Origin of the sequence: Streptomyces sp. NPDC048192 (genome assembly GCF_043202415.1) — a bacterium.
GTDB lineage: Bacteria > Actinomycetota > Actinomycetes > Streptomycetales > Streptomycetaceae > Streptomyces.
This window is the reverse complement of the sequence record NZ_JBIDAL010000005.1, coordinates 160,232-176,106: the sequence shown is the minus strand read 5'-3', so window position 1 is coordinate 176,106 and position 15,875 is coordinate 160,232. Positions and strand designations below refer to the sequence as shown.

Below are 15,875 nucleotides of genomic sequence, written 5' to 3'. Positions count from 1 at the left end.
CTGCATGACGACGACAGCCGCCACTGACGCCGACGACTTCGGAGCCCACCCCCGGTTCGCCGAGGCGCTGCGCGCCCTCGGGCTGCAGGACGTGCTCGTACGGGCCCGGAGGTTCCCGGAGGGCACCCGCACCGCCGCCGAGGCCGCAGCGGCCATCGGGTGCGAGCTGAGCCAGATCTGCAAGTCGCTGGTCTTCGCCGCCGACGGGGTGCCGGTGCTGGTCCTCATGGACGGCGCCTCGCGGGTGGACACCGAGCGGGTGCGGCAGGAACTGGGCGCGGGCACGGTCGGCCGCGCCGACGCCGGAGTCGTCCGCGAGACCACCGGGTACGCCATCGGGGGCGTGCCGCCCTTCGGGCACCGCACGCGCACCCGCGTCCTCGCCGACCGCGGGCTGCTCGCCCACGACGTGGTGTGGGCGGCCGCCGGAACCCCGCACACCGTCTTCCCGATCGAGCCGAAGGCACTGGTCGCCCACGCCGGCGCCGACCTGGTGGACGTGCGCGAGCAGACCGCGTGACCCCGCTCGTCACGGCCGCCGTCCTCCTCGCCGCCGTGACCCACGCCTGCTGGAACGCCATCGCGCACCGGATCACCGACAAGCTCGTCGGCTTCACCCTGATCTCCGGGGGCGGGGTGCTGATCGGGCTCGCCATCGCGCCGTTCGTGGCGCTCCCGGCGAGGGCCGCGTGGCCGTACCTGCTGACCTCGGCGGTCGTCCACATCGCCTACTACGCCCTGCTGATGACCTCCTTCCGGCTCGGCGACTTCGGGCAGGCCTACCCCATCGCGCGCGGCAGCGCCCCGCTCGTGGTCACCGTGCTGGCCGCCGTGTTCGCCCACGAGGTGCCCGGCGGTTGGGCGCTGGCCGGGATCGCCGTGTCCTGCGTGGGGCTGACCGGCGTCAGCCTGTGGGGGCTGCGCGGCAGCCGGCCCGACTGGGCGGCGATCGGCGCGGCCCTCGCGACCGGGCTGACCATCGCCGCGTACACGGTGACCGACGGACTCGGCGTGCGCGCCGCGCACTCGCCGCTCGGGTACATCGCCTGGCTCATGGCGATCCAGGGCGTCGTCATCCCGGCGTACACGTACGCACGCGCGCGTGCCGGCACCGTCCGGCTGCTGCGCCCGTACGCCGCCCTCGGCCTGCTCGGCGCCGCCCTGTCCGTGACCGCGTACGCCCTGGTGCTGTGGGCCCAGACCCGCGCGGAACTCGCCCCGATCGCCGCGCTGCGCGAGTCCTCGATCCTCGTCGGGGCCGCGATCGGCGCCGTGTTCTTCAAAGAGCGTTTCGGGGCACCCAGGATCGCGGCGGCCGGGTTGCTGGTGCTCGGCATCGGGTTGATGCTGCACGCCGGGTAGCCCGGCAGGGCAGAGCCGCCGGGCAGCAACCGGACGACAGGGAGCCGTCAATGACCGACAAGCCGACCGTCAGCGTTCTGGGCACCGGGATCATGGGGGCCGCGATGGCCCGGAACCTGTGCCGCGCCGGACTGGACGTGCGCGCGTGGAACCGCACGCGGGAGAAGGCCGAGCCGCTCGCCGCCGACGGCGCACGGATCGCCGGCACGCCCGCGGAGGCCGTCGAGGGCGCCGACGCCGTCCTGACGATGCTGTACGACGGCGCCACCGTCCTGGACGTCATGCGCGAGGCCGCGCCGGCCCTGCGCCCCGGTCTGGTGTGGGCGCAGTGCACCACCGCCGGCACCGAGCTGATCGGCGACCTCGCGGCGTTCGCCCGCGAGCACGGGCTCGTCTTCTACGACGCCCCCGTCCTCGGCACGAAGCAGCCCGCCGAGGCCGGGCAGTTGACCGTGCTGGCCGCCGGGCCCGAGAAGGGCCGGAGGACGGTCGGGCCCGTCTTCGAGGCGATCGGCGCGAAGACCCTGTGGACCGGGTCCGACGGCGCCGAGGGCAGCGCCAGCCGGCTGAAGCTGGTCGCCAACAGCTGGGTGCTCGCGGCCACCGCGGCCGCCGGTGAGGTCCTCGCGCTCGCCCGTGCCCTGGACGTGGATCCGCAGGCGTTCTTCGAGCTGATCGAGGGCGGCCCGCTCGACATGGGATACCTGCGCGCCAAGGCCGCGCTGATCCTCGACGGCAAGCTGACGCCGGCGTCGTTCGCCGTCGCCACCGCCGAGAAGGACGCCCGGCTCATCGTGCGGGCCGGCGAGCGCGGCGGCGTGCGGCTGGACGTGGCCGCCGCGACCGCGGAGCGGCTCGCCCGCGCCGCCGCCCAGGGGCACGCGGACGAGGACATGGCCGCCGCGTACTTCGCCAGCTTCGACGACCAGGCGTCGACATGACGGGCCGGGGTGCCGGGGCGCACCCTGGAAGCAAGGGTTTTCGGAGGTGATCGTCATGATGCACACCGCTGTGGGATGGCACGTCGAGCTCGAGTTCATGGAGGACGATCAGCACACGAAGGCGGCGGCCCTGGTGCGCTTGCCCGACGGAAGCGAGGTGCGGGCGCACGGCCACGCCACCCGGCACCGCGTCGACTCCAACCAGCCGAGGGTCGGCGAGGAGATCGCCGGCGCGCGTGCCCTCAACGAACTGGCCATGGAACTGCTGGCCAAGGCACACGACGAGATCGACGCGGCGTCCGGACGGACGTCGCACACGATCAACGTGTGACGCCGCCGCGCCCGTCGTGCGCGCGGCGGCCCGCCTACGCGAGCGCCGTGCGGACCGCCCGGACCAGCGCCTGCGCCCTCGGGTCCGCCGTCACGCTCGTGCGGAAGCCGTTGGTGACGTAACCGAACGCGATGCCCGTCTCCGGGTCGGCGAACGCGAGGGCGCCGCCCCGGCCGGGGTGGCCGAAGGAGCCGGGGGAGAGCAGCGGCGACGCCGCGCCGTGCAGCATGTAGCCGAGGCCGAACCGGGTGCCGACCACCAGGACCCGGTCGGGGCCGGCGGACTGCTCGGCGCGGGCGAGCCGGACCGTCTCCGGGGTGAACAGCCGCGTGCCGCCGTCCACTTCGCCGATGAGCGAGGCGTAGAAGCGGGCCAGTCCGTCGGCGGTGGCGATGCCGTTGGACGCGGGCAGGACGGCCGCGCGGTAGGCGGGGTCGTTCTCGTCGGGCAGCGGGGTGATCGCCGCGAAGGCCCGCCGGGTCAGCGAGCCGGGGTCGGCGTACGCCTCGGCCACCGCACGCTTGGGGCGGGTCTTCAGGGCGCCCGCGGCCTCGGGCGCCTCGACGGGCCCGACGCGGCCCACGCGGGCGTGCTCGGACTCCGGCAGGCCGAGCCACAGGTCCGCGCCGACGGGGCGGGCGATCTCGTCCGCGATCCACGCACCGGCCGGGCGGCCGGTGATCCGCCGGATCAGCTCGCCGGTGAGCCAGCTGTAGGTCTGGGCGTGGTAGCCGTGGTCCGTGCCCGGCTCCCACACCGGCGCCTGCGCGGCGACGGCCGCGGCGCCCAGGTCCGGGTCGGCGGCCTCGGCGGGGGTCAGCGGGCGGTCCAGCACGGGCACGCCCGCGCGGTGGGCGAGCAGGTGCCGTACGAGGGTGTGCTCCTTGCCGGCCGCCTTGTACTCGGGCCAGTACGCGCCGACCGGGGCGTCGAGGTCCAGCTCGCCGCGCTGGTGCAGGAGCAGCAGCGCGGCGGCGGCGACGCCCTTGGTCGCTGAGCGCACGATCTGCGCGGTGCCGGGCTCCCAGGGGGCTGTGCCGTCCACGTCCCGGGAGCCGGCCCACAGGTCGGCGACCTTGTGCCCGTCGCGGTAGACGGCGACGGCCGCGCCGCGTTCCCCACGCTGCGCGAAGTTCGCCGCGAACGCCTCCCTGACCGGCTCGAAGCCCTCGGCCACTGTGCCGTTCACGTCCACGTCCGCTTCATCCCTTCGGCTCACCTTCGACAGTGCGTCCAACAGCCACTGGCGGCCTGGGATTCCTTGGTGGCGCTACCCGAGGAGAATCGTTACATCGATGTTGCCGCGGGTGGCATTGGAGTACGGGCACACCTCGTGGGCGGCGTCCACCAGCCGGGCCGCGACCTCGGGGTCCAGCACCGGCAGGGAGACGCTGAGGGCGACCGCGAGGCCGTAACCCTGGTGCCTGTTCGGGCCGATGCCGACCTTGGCGGCGACCGTCGACCCGGTGAGGTCGTAGCCCGCGCGGTTGCCGACGAGGATCAGCGCGTTGTGGAAGCAGGAGCTGTAGCCGGCGGCGAAGAGCTGTTCCGGGTTGGTGCCGTTGCCGTCGCCGCCCAGCTCCGGGGGCATCGCGACCTTCAGCTGGATCCGGCCGTCCTGGCTGGTGACATGGCCGTCGCGGCCGCCGTGGGCGGTGGCCTCGGCGACGTACATGATCTTCGTCGGACGGGTGTCGACGGGGGTCTCCTCGACGGCGGTGCCCTCGGTCATGGCCGGCCTCTCCCGGGAACGGATGGCGAACAGATTGCGCACAAGTGCATCGCGCACAAGGTACCGGCCGGTAGGTCGGTGAGCCATGCCAGGGGGCGGCAACCCGGGGTAACGCCGGATCGGTGTGCGCCGGATCAGGGCCGGTCGGCCGCCGTGCCGGCCCGCCGGGTCAGGTCCCACAGCGCCTCGCGCAGCATCGCGACCTGCTCCGCGCCGAGGCCCGTCGCGCTGAGGAGCGCGCCGGGTATGCGCGCCGCGCGCTCCCTGAGTTCCTCCCCGCGCCCCGTGCACGCGACGAGCACCGAGCGCTCGTCGCCGGCCGCGCGCTCCCGGTGCACCAGCCCCGCGCCCTCCAGCCGCTTCAGCAGCGGGGAGACGGTGCCGTAGTCCAGCCGCAGGGCGCGGGCCAGATCCTTGACGCTGGTCTCGCCGCGCTCCCAGAGGACCAGCAGCACGAGGTACTGGGGGTAGGTGAGCCCGAGGTCCTCCAGGAGCGGACGGTAGGCGGCGGTGACCGCGCGCTGCGCCGCGTACAGCGCGAAGCACAGCTGGTCGTCCAGCAGCAGCGACCCCTCGGCGGCGCGGTCCTCGTTCGTCACGCGCCCATTGTCACGGACGCGCCCCCGCCGCCGGCACGGTGACGTCGGCCTCATCGGGGCGCGCGGCCGCTTGGCGCGGGCGACGGCTGGGAAGGTGAACGTCTGTACGGCTTCTCCTGACCTCTCCGCGAGGCGTGAATCGGAAAATATGGGACATTAGGGAGAAAGCGGAAGCAAATTCACAGCTTTCGCATAGGTCACTCAGGGTGAAAGGGCGGTCCGATGTCTGTGGTCGAGCAGTACGCACGCGCCCACATCGTCACGGACGAGGAGGACCCCGGGGCCGTGGCCGTCGTGCTGCGGTACGACCCCGACTCCGATCCACGGTCGGTCCGGGTCGGCCTGCCCGGCCCGCACGAGTGGACCTTCTCCCGCGCGCTGCTGGAACGCGGCCTGCGGGCGCCGGCCGAGAGCGGCAAGGTACGGGTGTGGCCCTGCGGCCGGGTGCAGGCCGTCGTCGAGTTCCACACCGACAACGGTGTCGAGGTGGTCCAGTTCGAGTCGAAGGCGCTGCTGCGGTTCCTGCGCCGCACCTACACCGCCGAACCCGTAAGCAGCTGATCAGCCGCCCATCTTGAGCAGGGCCGCCACGATCGGACCGGCCGTGTCGCCGCCGTGGCCGCCCGCCTGCACCACGCCCGCGGCCGCGAGGTCGCCCTTGTAGGCGGTGAACCAGCCGTTGGGCTTCTTCTGCCCGTCGACCTCGGCGGAGCCCGTCTTGGCGCCGTAGTCCCCGCTCATGCCCGCCATCGCCTTGGCCGCCGTGCCGTAGTCCGCGGTGAACCGCATGACGTCCTTCAGCTGGGCCTGCGTCTTCGCCGACATCGTGCGCGCGGCCTTCGCCAGCGTGCGGTGGTCGACGTCGGGGGAGACCAGGTAGGGCTGGTGGAAGGAGCCCGACTCCACCGTGGCCGCCACCGACGCCATGTTCAGCGGGTTCATGCGCACCCCGCCCTGCCCGATCAGCGAGGCGCCCATCTGCGCGCCGCTCTGCACCGGCACGGAACCGTCGAAGGACGGCACGCCGATGGCCCAGTTGTCCATGCCGAGGCCGTAGACCTGCTGGGCCTCCTTCGTCAGGTCACTGTTCGACAGCTTCGGCGCGAAGTCGATGAAGGCGTTGTTGCAGGAGGCCCCGAAGCTCTGCTTGAACGTTCCCTTCTTGATCTCGGAGTCGTCGTCGTTGTGGAACGTCCAGCCCGCCAGCTTGTACGTCTTGGGGCACGGGTGCGACGCGTCCGGGCTGATGAGCTTCTTCTCGAACAGCATGGTCGAGGTCACGATCTTCATCGTGGAGCCGGGCGCGAGCGAGCCCTGGAAGGCGACGTTGAAGCCGTGGTCGGTGTTGGCGACCGCGAGGATCTCGCCGGTCGAGGGCCGCAGGACCACCACGGACGCCCGCTTCTGCCGGGACACCTGCTGCTCGGCCGCCGCCTGGACGGCGGGGCTCAGCGTCGTCCTCACCGTGCCCGGCGTGCCCTTGCTCAGCTCCACCAGCGTCTTGTCGGACAGCCCGGCCTTCTGCGACGCCTTGCCGCGCACCACGCGCAGCTCGACGCCGGCCGTGCCGCCCGCCGTCTTGCCGTACTTGTCCCGCAGTCCGTCCAGCACCGTGCCCAGCGACGGGTACTTGGCGGCCGTCAGCTCGCCGCCGTCACGGTCCAGCGCCTTGATCGGCGGAGTGCCCGACTCGCCGGTGACGAGCGTGTCGCCGTCCTTCAGGGCCGGGTGGACGACCGAGGAGTGCCAGTCGACCAGCGGCTTGCCGTCGCTCGCCCGCCGCACCACGGTCAGCGAACTGCCGTACGCCAGCGGCTTGCCGAGCTTCTGGTACGACACGGTCGCCTTCACGGAGAACGGCACCGTGTCGCCCTTGGCCGCGCCCGGGGTGAGCGTGACGTCCTTCAAGTGGGCGTCCTTCGCGACCCCGTCGAGCATCCGGGCGGCGGCGGAGGCGTCGTCGGTGGCGGCGGCCGCCTCGGCGAGCCTGCCCTGCTGCCACGCGGTCAGGAAGCGGGTGGAGGCCGTGCGGACCTCGGCGGCGGTGAGCGGGCCGGTCCTGACGGCCTTGTGGGCTGCGGCGCCGGTCCGCTCGTCGGCGGCGGCGCCACGGCCGGTCAGCGCGTAGCCGGCGAACCCGGCGGCGCCGACGACCAGGGCGATCAGCCCGCCGACCAGCATGGGCCCGGTCGTCCTCCGTCGCTCGGCGACGCGCCTTCTCTTGCCCACAGCCTCAGTTCCTCCGTGCCTTCCCCAGGGTCCCCGCAGCCCTCACACTCCCCAACGACGGCACTCACCTTAAGGTGCCTGCATCCAAGGGTGACGCCGGCGGCCGATCCGTAGCACGGTTGCGACATTCCACGCGCGCGTGCACGCTGCCGGCCCGCCGTCAACCGCCGGATCAGACCCAGGTGTCCAGCCACATCCGCGACCGCCAGGAGTCGATCGGGATCGCGGTGCCCGTGTAAAGCGGCCAGAAATAGATGAAGTTCCAGGCGATGAGCAGCACCAGGACGCCCGACGCCGTCGCGCCGATCACGCGGCGGGTGTCGGAGGAGCCCGGTGGGCCGACGATCGCGCCGATCATCATCGCCACCGCCAGGCACAGGAACGGCACGAAGACGACCGCGTAGAACAGGAAGATCGTCCGCTCCTGGTACAGGAACCAGGGCAGATAGCCCGCCGCGATGCCGCAGGCGATGGCGCCGGCGCGCCAGTCGCGGCGGAACGCCCACCGCCACAGCACGTACAGGATCGCGAAGCAGGCGGCCCACCACAGCAGCGGCGTGCCGATCGCCAGCACCTCGCGGGCGCACTTCTGGCCCGCGTTCGCCGGGCAGCCGTCGGCGCCGGGGTTCGGGGACTCGTAGAAGTACGACACCGGGCGGCCCAGCACGATCCAGCTCCACGGGTTGGACTGGTAGGTGTGCGGGGACGTCAGGCCGACGTGGAACTCGTACACCTCGTGCTCGTAGTGCCACAGGCTGCGCAGCCAGTCCGGCAGGAACGTCCAGCTGCCGCCCTTGCCGTCGGTGGCCGCCCAGTTGCGGAAGTAGCCGCCGGTGCCGTCGGCGGGGGAGAGGATCCAGCCGAGCCACGACATCAGATAGACGGCGATCGCCACCGGGACCGTGGCCGCGAAGGCGAGGCCCGTGTCGTACTTCAGGGCCGCCGCGTACGGGTGCAGGGCGCCGGCCGTCCGGCGGGCCCCCACGTCCCACAGCACCGCCATCACGCAGAACGCGATCAGGATGTACAGGCCGTTCCACTTGGTGCCGATGGCCAGGCCCAGCAGCAGCCCCGCCGCCCAGCGCCAGGGCCGCAGGCCGAAACGGAACGTGTCGGCCACGCGCGGGTCCGGGCGGACCCGGCCGTCGCGGCCGGCCGGCAGCGCGGCGGCCAGCCGCTCCCGCGACCGGTCCCGGTCGATGACCAGGCAGCCGAACGCGGCCAGCACGAAGAACATCAGCACGCCGTCGAGCAGCGAGGTGCGGCTCATCACGAAGTGCAGGCCGTCCACCGCCATCAGCGCGCCCGCCAGGCAGCCGAGGAACGTGGAACGGAACATCCGGCGCCCGATCCGGCACAGCAGCAGCACGCTCAGCGTGCCCAGCAGCGCCGTCATGAACCGCCAGCCGAACGGGTCGAACCCGAACATCAGCTCGCCGAGCCCGATGACGTACTTGCCGACGGGCGGGTGCACCACGTACGCCGCGTCCGCGGGGATCGGGAGGTGGCCGTGCGTCTGCAGCACCAGGTCGTTGGCGTTCTTGTCCCAGTTGACCTCGAAGCCGCGGTGGACGAGTGCCCACGCGTCCTTGGCGTAGTACGTCTCGTCGAATATCACCGCGCGCGGGCTGCCCAGGTTCCAGAACCGCATCAGGCCCGCCATCAGCGTCACCAGCAGCGGACCGCCCCAGCCCGACCAGCGCGTGATCCGCCCGGCCAGGACCGGCGGCACGCCGAGCACCTGCCACAGCCGGGGGCCGGGCTCCGTGTACGGCGGTACCAGCCGGTCGCGCACGTCGCCCGAGGGCGCGTCCTCGGCCGGTACGTACCCGAATCGGCGCAGCCGCTGCTGCCACGGCGGCCGCTGGTCGTGCGGCGCCTGGCCCTGCCGGAGGTCCGTGGAGGACGCGGTACTGGTCACCCGCGCCATGGTAGGGAACCGTTCTGTGCGAGTCCCGTGCATGTGGGGCAGTGGTCGGAATCGGGTCGGTTTCCGGGCCGCCGCGGGCCGGAACGCCGGTGCGGGCCGGGCTGTCGGCGGCTCCTGGGAGGATGGGGGTGTGACTGGAACCCTTGTCCTGGCAGGTACCCCCATCGGCGACATCGCGGACGCGCCGCCCCGGCTGGCCGAGGAGCTGGCCGGCGCCGACGTGGTCGCCGCCGAGGACACCCGGCGGCTGCGCCGGCTCACCCAGGCCCTCGGCGTCACCCCCAAGGGCCGCGTGGTGTCGTACTTCGAGGGCAACGAGTCCGCCCGCACCCCCGAGCTGGTCCAGGAACTGCTCGGCGGCGCGCGCGTGCTGCTCGTGACCGACGCCGGGATGCCGTCCGTGTCCGACCCCGGCTACCGGCTGGTCGCGGCGGCGGTGGAGCAGGACATCCGGGTCACCGCCGTACCGGGGCCGTCCGCCGTGCTCACCGCGCTCGCCCTGTCGGGGCTGCCCGTCGACCGGTTCTGCTTCGAGGGCTTCCTGCCGCGCAAGGCCGGTGAGCGGCTGTCCCGGCTGCGGGAGGTCGCGGCCGAGCGGCGCACCCTCGTCTACTTCGAGGCCCCGCACCGGCTCGACGACACCCTCGCCGCGATGGCCGAGGTCTTCGGCGCCGCCCGGCGGGCCGCCGTGTGCCGCGAGCTGACCAAGACGTACGAGGAGGTGCGGCGCGGTCCGCTGGCCGAGCTGGCGCGGTGGGCCGCCGAGGGGGTCCGCGGGGAGATCACCGTGGTGGTCGAGGGGGCGCCGGAGAGCGGCCCCGAGGAGCTGGACGCGGAGGAGCTGGTGCGGCGGGTGCGCGCGCGCGAGGAGGCGGGTGAGCGGCGCAAGGAGGCGATCGCCGCGGTGGCGGTCGAGGCGGGGGTGCCCAAGAGGGTCGTCTTCGACGCGGTGGTTGCTGCGAAGCGTTCGGGTGAGTGACAGCGGTTCGGTCCGCTGACGGCCCGGGGCGTGCGCCGGCGGCGGCCGCGGGTGTCCGGGCGCCCGCCGCGCACGGCTTCCGCGCGCCGTGCGTGACGCTGCGCACACCCGCTCTGAGCAGGGCTGTTCTCGGGTGAGCGGGCGGGCCATGGGACGGCAAAGGGCTGTCGCCGATGGCAAAGCGAAACGCCGCCGAACGAGGCCCTTTCTGCAAGGAAGGCCCAAATCGCCTCCAACACTCGACAGCCCTGCTGCGTTCGCGTCGGCGAAGGCGTCCACTGGTTGAAGAGACGCCCCGTTCCGGGGCGTTTGTCCAGCGGACAAGAGGAGCTGGCATGAGCGAGATCGCAGGGCAGACCGGCCTCCGTGGCACGCCCACCGCCGTCGTGCACGAGTCGTACGCCTTCGCCTGCATGCGATGCGGGCACGGCTGGGAGCAGTCGTACGAGATAGAGCACCACAAGGACGGCGACGGGCAGGAGTTCGTGCTGTACGTGGCCGACGGCCGGGTCGTGCCGTCGCCGCTGAGTCGGCCGCGCTGCCACAACTGCGACGGTCATGTCGTACGGATCATGCGGGCGGGGCAGGTCTCCTCGGTGCGCGGCGCCGCCGACCCGCACCACATCGTGCCGCAGGCGGGCCCGGTCGAGACGCCGCAGGTGCCCGCCCGGCCCGAGGAGCCGCACCACTGGCACCTGTCGGACCTCTTCCACCCCTTCCACCGCAAGGCCGGCTGAGCGGATCGCCGGCCGGTGCGGGCATGCCCCTTCCGTAGGATCGGGGCATGCCTTCGAACGCCGGCCAGAACGCCAAGGGCGACAAGAACGCCGCACCGCCGCTCCCGGCGCCGCTGCGGATCCCGGTCGCCGACTCGCACACCCATCTCGACATGCAGTCCGGCACGGTCGAGGAGGGCCTCGCGAAGGCCGCGTCGGTGGGGGTGACGACCGTCGTCCAGGTCGGCTGCGACATCAAGGGCTCGCAGTGGGCCGCCGAGACCGCCGCCGCCCACGACGGCGTCCACGCCGCCGTCGCCCTGCACCCGAACGAGGCCCCGCGCATCGTGCACGGCGACCCCGACGGATGGTCCCGGCAGGGCGCCCGCGAGCCCGGCGGCGACGCCGCGCTGGACGAGGCCCTCGCCGAGATCGACCGGCTGGCCGCGCTGCCCCAGGTCAAGGGCGTCGGGGAGACCGGCCTCGACTACTTCCGCACGGGCCCGGAGGGCAAGGCGGCCCAGGAGCGGTCGTTCCGCGCGCACATCGAGATCGCCAAGCGGCACGGCAAGGCGCTCGTCATCCACGACCGGGAGGCGCACGCGGACGTCCTGCGCGTGCTGAAGGAGGAGGGCGCCCCCGGGCGCACCGTCTTCCACTGCTACTCGGGCGACGCCGAGATGGCGCGGATCTGCGCCCGCGAGGGCTACTACATGTCCTTCGCGGGGAACGTCACCTTCAAGAACGCCCAGAACCTGCGGGACGCCCTCGCCGTCGCCCCGCTGGAGCTGGTCCTGGTGGAGACCGACGCGCCGTTCCTCACCCCGGCGCCGTACCGCGGCCGGCCCAACGCGCCCTACCTCGTCCCCGTCACGGTCCGGGCGATGGCCGCTGTGCGCGGCATCGACGAGGACGCGCTGGCCACGGCCCTGGCCGCCAACACGGCCCGCGCCTTCGGGTACTGAACCCCACCGCTCGTGCGCTAGTAGGTAAATAGGCCGAACGGTTCGACGTGCAACTGTGCGTGGTCGAGTCGCTTTGGAGAGTGACGAACGCTCCGCTAGGTTCTGTGGGCCCGATCCGGACCCCTCCGGACCCCTCTGGCACCTCTGGAGCGTGTCGGCGTGAGCAAGTCGCATTACGAGACGTTCGGGACCGATGGGCCGCAGGAGCGGCGCGAGCAGCCCGGTGCGTCCTCCCACCAGCCGCCCGGACCCCACGAGCCGTACGGCCCCGGCATGTCCCTGCACACCGCGGAGACCCTGCCGTCCGGGCTGTACCGGGACACCTACCGGCCCGCGTACGAGGCGCAGGCCTACCTCGTCCAGGAGCCGGCGCCGCCCCGGCGCGGGGTGGGCGTGACCCGCGCTGCGGCCGCCCCGGACGAGGCGGAGACGCACGACGGCGAGCCGGCCGCCGAGGCGAGCGGGCGAGGCGCACGCCGGCGCAGGGCGCGCGGCATGGAACGCCCGGAGTCCGCCGTGCGCCGTCTGCTGCCGCAGGCGCTGGTCGTGGCCTTCCTCGCCGGCGGCACCACCGCGTTCGTCGCCCAGGACAAGGCGGTCGAGCTGACCGTCGACGGCCACCAGCGCACCCTGCACACCTTCGCCGACGACGTGCGCGGGCTGCTCGCCGAGGAAGGCGTACGCGTCGGGGCGCACGACATGGTGGCGCCCGCCCCCGGCACGGCCCTCGCCGGCGGCGACGAGGTCGCCGTGCGCCACGGACGCCCCGTCCGGCTCACCCTCGACGGCCGGCGGCGCGAGGTGTGGACGACGGCGCACACCGTGGAAGGGGCGCTGAACGAGCTGGGGGTGCGCGCGGAGGGCGCCTACCTGTCCGCCTCCGGCAGCCGGCCCATCGGACGCACCGGGCTCGACCTCGCCGTGCGCACCGAGCGGACCGTCACGGTCATGGCCGACGGCCGCAGCCGCACCATCCGCACCAACGCCGCCACCGTCCGCGAGGCCGTCGAGGAGGCCGGCATCACCCTGCACGGCCAGGACACCACCTCCGTACCGCCCGACAGCTTCCCGCGCGACGGGCAGACGGTGACCGTGCTGCGGATCAGCGGCACCCGGGAGGTCCGCGAGGAGGCGATCCCGTTCAAGGTCGAGCGCGTCAAGGACCCCACCCTGTTCCGGGGCGCCGAGGTCGTCGTGCAGTCCGGACGGCCCGGGCTGCGGCGCGACACCTACCTGCTGCGGACCGTCAACGGCGTCCGGGACAAGCCGCGCCGGGTGACCTCCGAAGTGGTCCGCGGGCCGCGCAAGCAGATCGTGAAGGTGGGCACCAAGGCACTGCCGAGGACCGTGAGCAGCGCGGACGGCCTGAACTGGCACGGTCTGGCCGCCTGCGAGTCCGGCGGCCGGCCGCACGCGGTCGACTCCTCCGGGACGTACGGCGGGCTCTACCAGTTCGACACCCGCACCTGGCGCAGCCTCGGCGGCAGCGGCCGCCCCCAGGACGCGCCGGCGGCGGAACAGACCTTCCGCGCGAAGAAGCTGTACAAGCGCCGGGGGACGACGCCCTGGCCGCACTGCGGGGTCCGGCTGCACGGGTGAGCGGTTGCGTGGACGAGAGGCCGCAGGGGCTCGCCGTCCGTGGCCGGGTGCGCCCGGTGCCGGCGACCCGGCCGGCCGGGCCCCCGTACTCTTGTCCCCGTGAGCAGCCCCACCCCCGACGCCCTTCTCGGACCGGCCGACATCCGTGAACTCGCGGCAGCGCTCGGCGTCCGTCCCACCAAGCAGCGCGGCCAGAACTTCGTGATCGACGCCAACACGGTCCGCCGTATCGTGCGCACCGCCGAGGTCCGCCCCGAGGACGTGGTCGTCGAGGTCGGCCCGGGGCTCGGCTCCCTCACGCTCGCCCTGCTGGAGGTCGCCGACCGGGTCACCGCCGTCGAGATCGACGACGTGCTCGCCGCGGCCCTGCCCGCGACCATCGGGGCGCGCATGCCGGCGCGCGCCGACCGGTTCGCGCTGGTCCACTCCGACGCGATGCACGTCACCGAACTGCCCGGCCCCCCGCCGACCGCCCTGGTGGCGAACCTTCCCTACAACGTCGCCGTGCCCGTGCTGCTGCACATGCTCGACACCTTCCCGAGCATCGAGCGGACGCTCGTCATGGTGCAGTCCGAGGTCGCCGACCGGCTCTCGGCCCCGCCCGGCTCGAAGGTGTACGGCGTGCCGTCGGTGAAGGCCAACTGGTACGCAGAGGTGAAGCGGGCCGGGGCCATCGGCCGCAACGTCTTCTGGCCCGCGCCGAACGTCGACAGCGGGCTGGTGTCGCTGGTGCGGCGCGCGGAGCCGGTGAAGACCACGGCCTCCAGACAGGAGGTCTTCGCGGTGGTCGACGCGGCGTTCGCGCAGCGCCGCAAGACCCTGCGGGCGGCGCTCGCCGGCTGGGCCGGATCCGCCGCCGCGGCCGAGGCCGCCCTGGTCGCGGCCGGCGTCTCGCCCCAGGCGCGCGGCGAGTCGCTGACGGTGGAGGAGTTCGCGCGGATCGCGGAGAACAGGGAGGCGGGCGCGTGAGCGTCACGGTACGGGTACCGGCCAAGGTCAACGTCCAGCTCGCGGTCGGCGCCGCCCGCCCCGACGGGTTCCACGACCTCGCCAACGTCTTCCTCGCCGTCGGCCTCCACGACGAGGTGACGGTGACCCCCGCGGAGGAACTCCGGATCACCTGCGAGGGCCCGGACGCCGATCAGGTCCCGCTGGACCGCACCAACCTCGTCGCCCGCGCGGCCATCGCGCTCGCCGCGCGCCGGGGTATCGAGCCGAACGTCCACATCCACATCGCCAAGGACATCCCGGTCGCCGGCGGCATGGCGGGCGGCAGTGCGGACGGCGCCGGCGCGCTGCTCGCCTGCGACCGGCTGTGGGGTACGGCGGCTTCGCGGGCCGAGCTGCTGGCGATCTGCGCCGACCTGGGCAGCGACGTGCCGTTCAGCCTGGTCGGCGGGGCCGCGCTCGGCACCGGCCGGGGGGAACGGCTGACCGCCCTGGAGGTCGGCGGCACCTTCCACTGGGTGTTCGCGATGGCCGGGCGGGGCCTGTCGACCCCGGCGGTGTTCCGCGAGTTCGACCGGCTGGCCGAGGGCCGGGAGATCCCGGAGCCGGTGGCCTCCCCGGAGCTGCTGGCCGCGCTGGCGAAGGGGGACGCGGAGGCGCTGGCGGCCTCGGTCTCCAATGACCTCCAGCCCGCGGCACTGTCCCTGTTCCCGGAGCTGGCGGACACGCTGGAGGCGGGACGCGGGGCGGGGGCGCTCGCCGCGCTGGTCTCCGGGTCCGGGCCCACGACGGCGTTCCTCGCGCGGGACGCCGGGGCGGCGGAGAAGGTCGCCGAGGCCCTGCGGGCGTCGGGGACGTGCAGGTCGGTGCGGACGGCGGCGGGGCCGGTGCCGGGGGCGACGGTTCTCTGAGGGCGCTCAGTACTGGTCGATGGCGGTCAGGTCGATGTCGATCGGGTACGGCTTGGCGACCTCGATGCGGTTGCGGTGCATGCCCGCGTGCACATAGGCCCGGGTGACCGGGTCGAGTTCGTAGACGTGGATCACAGGCCTGCCTGTCTGTCCGTTCTCCTCGACCCGCCAGAAGTTCTCGATGCCGGCGCGGGCGTACTTGTGCGGCTTGGTGGTGCGGTCACGGGACTCGGAATCGGGGGATACGACCTCGACGGCCAAGAACACGTCCTTGGCCTCGAAGCTGGTCTGGCTGGGCCCGGTGACCGCGTCTGCCCAGATCACGCTGACGTCAGGCTCGGGGCCGTTGCGTTTGTCCAGCACCACGGTCATCTCTCGGCTGACCTTGAACTCGGGCGGCAGGTTCTGACGCAGTCCGTTGACCAGCAGGTCGATGACGTTGGCATGGAAACGACGCTGCGGGCTCACGAAGACGAGGCTCCCGTCGATCAACTCGGTGTGCGGCGGGAGGTCGGGCAGGGTGAACAAGTCGTCCACGCTCCAGCCGTCCGCCGGAGGCACTGGCCACCGCGAGGTCGGCTCGACGTCGGGCGCGGCGGCCTCGGAGATCGGCTCGGCAGTCATGGTTCCTCC

General features: G+C 73.4%; 16 protein-coding genes and 1 pseudogene. 11 read left to right on the top strand and 6 right to left on the bottom strand.

Going from position 1 to position 15,875, the window contains the following annotated elements; genetic code table 11:
• The first annotated feature begins 4 nt into the window (after nt 1–4).
• The 4 genes and pseudogenes from ACGFZN_RS11590 to ACGFZN_RS11575 all read left to right on the top strand — a co-directional run bounded on the left by ACGFZN_RS11590 (nt 5) and on the right by ACGFZN_RS11575 (nt 2,634).
• Nucleotides 5–520: a YbaK/EbsC family protein gene (locus ACGFZN_RS11590; RefSeq protein WP_393858255.1), complete on the top strand. Its 516-nt coding sequence runs from the start codon at nt 5–7 to the stop codon at nt 518–520.
• Nucleotides 517–1,362, top strand: coding sequence for an EamA family transporter (locus ACGFZN_RS11585; protein WP_393858254.1), 846 nt, complete (start codon nt 517–519; stop codon nt 1,360–1,362). The genes ACGFZN_RS11590 and ACGFZN_RS11585 overlap by 4 nt, the downstream gene beginning before the upstream one ends.
• Nucleotides 1,326–2,303 (top strand): annotated as a pseudogene (locus ACGFZN_RS11580) (NAD(P)-dependent oxidoreductase); the annotation flags it as partial. The gene ACGFZN_RS11585 and the pseudogene ACGFZN_RS11580, both read left to right, overlap by 37 nt.
• 55 nt (nt 2,304–2,358) lie before the next feature.
• Complete coding sequence (locus ACGFZN_RS11575) at nt 2,359–2,634, top strand: DUF1876 domain-containing protein (RefSeq protein WP_393858253.1); 276 nt, start codon at nt 2,359–2,361, stop codon at nt 2,632–2,634.
• A gap of 34 nt (nt 2,635–2,668) precedes the next feature.
• Here ACGFZN_RS11575 and ACGFZN_RS11570 read toward each other — a convergent pair whose 3' ends face one another.
• The 3 genes from ACGFZN_RS11570 to ACGFZN_RS11560 all read right to left on the bottom strand — a co-directional run bounded on the left by ACGFZN_RS11570 (nt 2,669) and on the right by ACGFZN_RS11560 (nt 4,965).
• Entirely contained in the window at nt 2,669–3,829 is a 1,161-nt protein-coding gene (locus ACGFZN_RS11570) for a serine hydrolase domain-containing protein (RefSeq protein WP_393858569.1), read from the bottom strand.
• A gap of 75 nt (nt 3,830–3,904) precedes the next feature.
• Nucleotides 3,905–4,366: an organic hydroperoxide resistance protein gene (locus tag ACGFZN_RS11565; protein ID WP_393858252.1), complete on the bottom strand. Its 462-nt coding sequence runs from the start codon at nt 4,364–4,366 to the stop codon at nt 3,905–3,907.
• A 134-nt stretch (nt 4,367–4,500) separates the two neighbouring features.
• Nucleotides 4,501–4,965 (bottom strand): MarR family winged helix-turn-helix transcriptional regulator, encoded by a 465-nt coding sequence (locus tag ACGFZN_RS11560; protein WP_393858251.1) that lies wholly within the window; start codon nt 4,963–4,965, stop codon nt 4,501–4,503.
• A 222-nt stretch (nt 4,966–5,187) separates the two neighbouring features.
• On the opposite strand from ACGFZN_RS11560, the gene ACGFZN_RS11555 reads away from it, so the two are divergent.
• Nucleotides 5,188–5,526, top strand: a complete 339-nt coding sequence (locus tag ACGFZN_RS11555; RefSeq protein ID WP_393858250.1) for an SsgA family sporulation/cell division regulator — start codon at nt 5,188–5,190, stop codon at nt 5,524–5,526.
• Here the strand turns inward: ACGFZN_RS11555 and ACGFZN_RS11550 are convergent, their stop codons facing one another.
• Complete coding sequence (locus ACGFZN_RS11550; RefSeq protein ID WP_393858249.1) at nt 5,527–7,194, bottom strand: penicillin-binding transpeptidase domain-containing protein; 1,668 nt, start codon at nt 7,192–7,194, stop codon at nt 5,527–5,529. It lies immediately after the preceding gene.
• A 172-nt stretch (nt 7,195–7,366) separates the two neighbouring features.
• Nucleotides 7,367–9,115 carry a dolichyl-phosphate-mannose--protein mannosyltransferase gene (locus ACGFZN_RS11545; RefSeq protein WP_393858248.1) on the bottom strand — a complete coding sequence of 583 codons (1,749 nt, stop codon included), beginning with the start codon at nt 9,113–9,115 and terminating at the stop codon, nt 7,367–7,369.
• A 139-nt stretch (nt 9,116–9,254) separates the two neighbouring features.
• Between ACGFZN_RS11545 and rsmI the strand changes: the two genes are divergently transcribed.
• From rsmI to ACGFZN_RS11515, 6 genes are all read left to right on the top strand, one after another.
• Nucleotides 9,255–10,103 carry a 16S rRNA (cytidine(1402)-2'-O)-methyltransferase gene (gene rsmI / locus ACGFZN_RS11540; RefSeq protein WP_393858247.1) on the top strand — a complete coding sequence of 283 codons (849 nt, stop codon included), beginning with the start codon at nt 9,255–9,257 and terminating at the stop codon, nt 10,101–10,103.
• A gap of 335 nt (nt 10,104–10,438) precedes the next feature.
• Nucleotides 10,439–10,840, top strand: a complete 402-nt coding sequence (locus tag ACGFZN_RS11535) for a hypothetical protein (RefSeq protein WP_393858246.1) — start codon at nt 10,439–10,441, stop codon at nt 10,838–10,840.
• A gap of 47 nt (nt 10,841–10,887) precedes the next feature.
• Nucleotides 10,888–11,784: a TatD family hydrolase gene (locus tag ACGFZN_RS11530; RefSeq protein ID WP_393858245.1), complete on the top strand. Its 897-nt coding sequence runs from the start codon at nt 10,888–10,890 to the stop codon at nt 11,782–11,784.
• Nucleotides 11,785–11,943: 159 nt separating this feature from the next.
• A complete protein-coding gene (locus tag ACGFZN_RS11525) occupies nt 11,944–13,383 on the top strand; it encodes a ubiquitin-like domain-containing protein (protein WP_393858244.1) in 1,440 nt (479 codons plus the stop codon).
• A gap of 99 nt (nt 13,384–13,482) precedes the next feature.
• The gene (gene rsmA / locus ACGFZN_RS11520) at nt 13,483–14,352 is read left to right on the top strand and encodes a 16S rRNA (adenine(1518)-N(6)/adenine(1519)-N(6))-dimethyltransferase RsmA (protein WP_393858243.1); all 870 of its coding nucleotides are present in this window, start codon (nt 13,483–13,485) and stop codon (nt 14,350–14,352) included.
• Nucleotides 14,349–15,242, top strand: a complete 894-nt coding sequence (locus tag ACGFZN_RS11515) for a 4-(cytidine 5'-diphospho)-2-C-methyl-D-erythritol kinase (RefSeq protein ID WP_393858242.1) — start codon at nt 14,349–14,351, stop codon at nt 15,240–15,242. Before rsmA ends, ACGFZN_RS11515 begins: the two co-directional genes overlap by 4 nt.
• 6 nt (nt 15,243–15,248) lie before the next feature.
• Here the strand turns inward: ACGFZN_RS11515 and ACGFZN_RS11510 are convergent, their stop codons facing one another.
• Complete coding sequence (locus ACGFZN_RS11510) at nt 15,249–15,866, bottom strand: Uma2 family endonuclease (RefSeq protein ID WP_393858241.1); 618 nt, start codon at nt 15,864–15,866, stop codon at nt 15,249–15,251.
• Nucleotides 15,867–15,875: the final 9 nt, after the last annotated feature.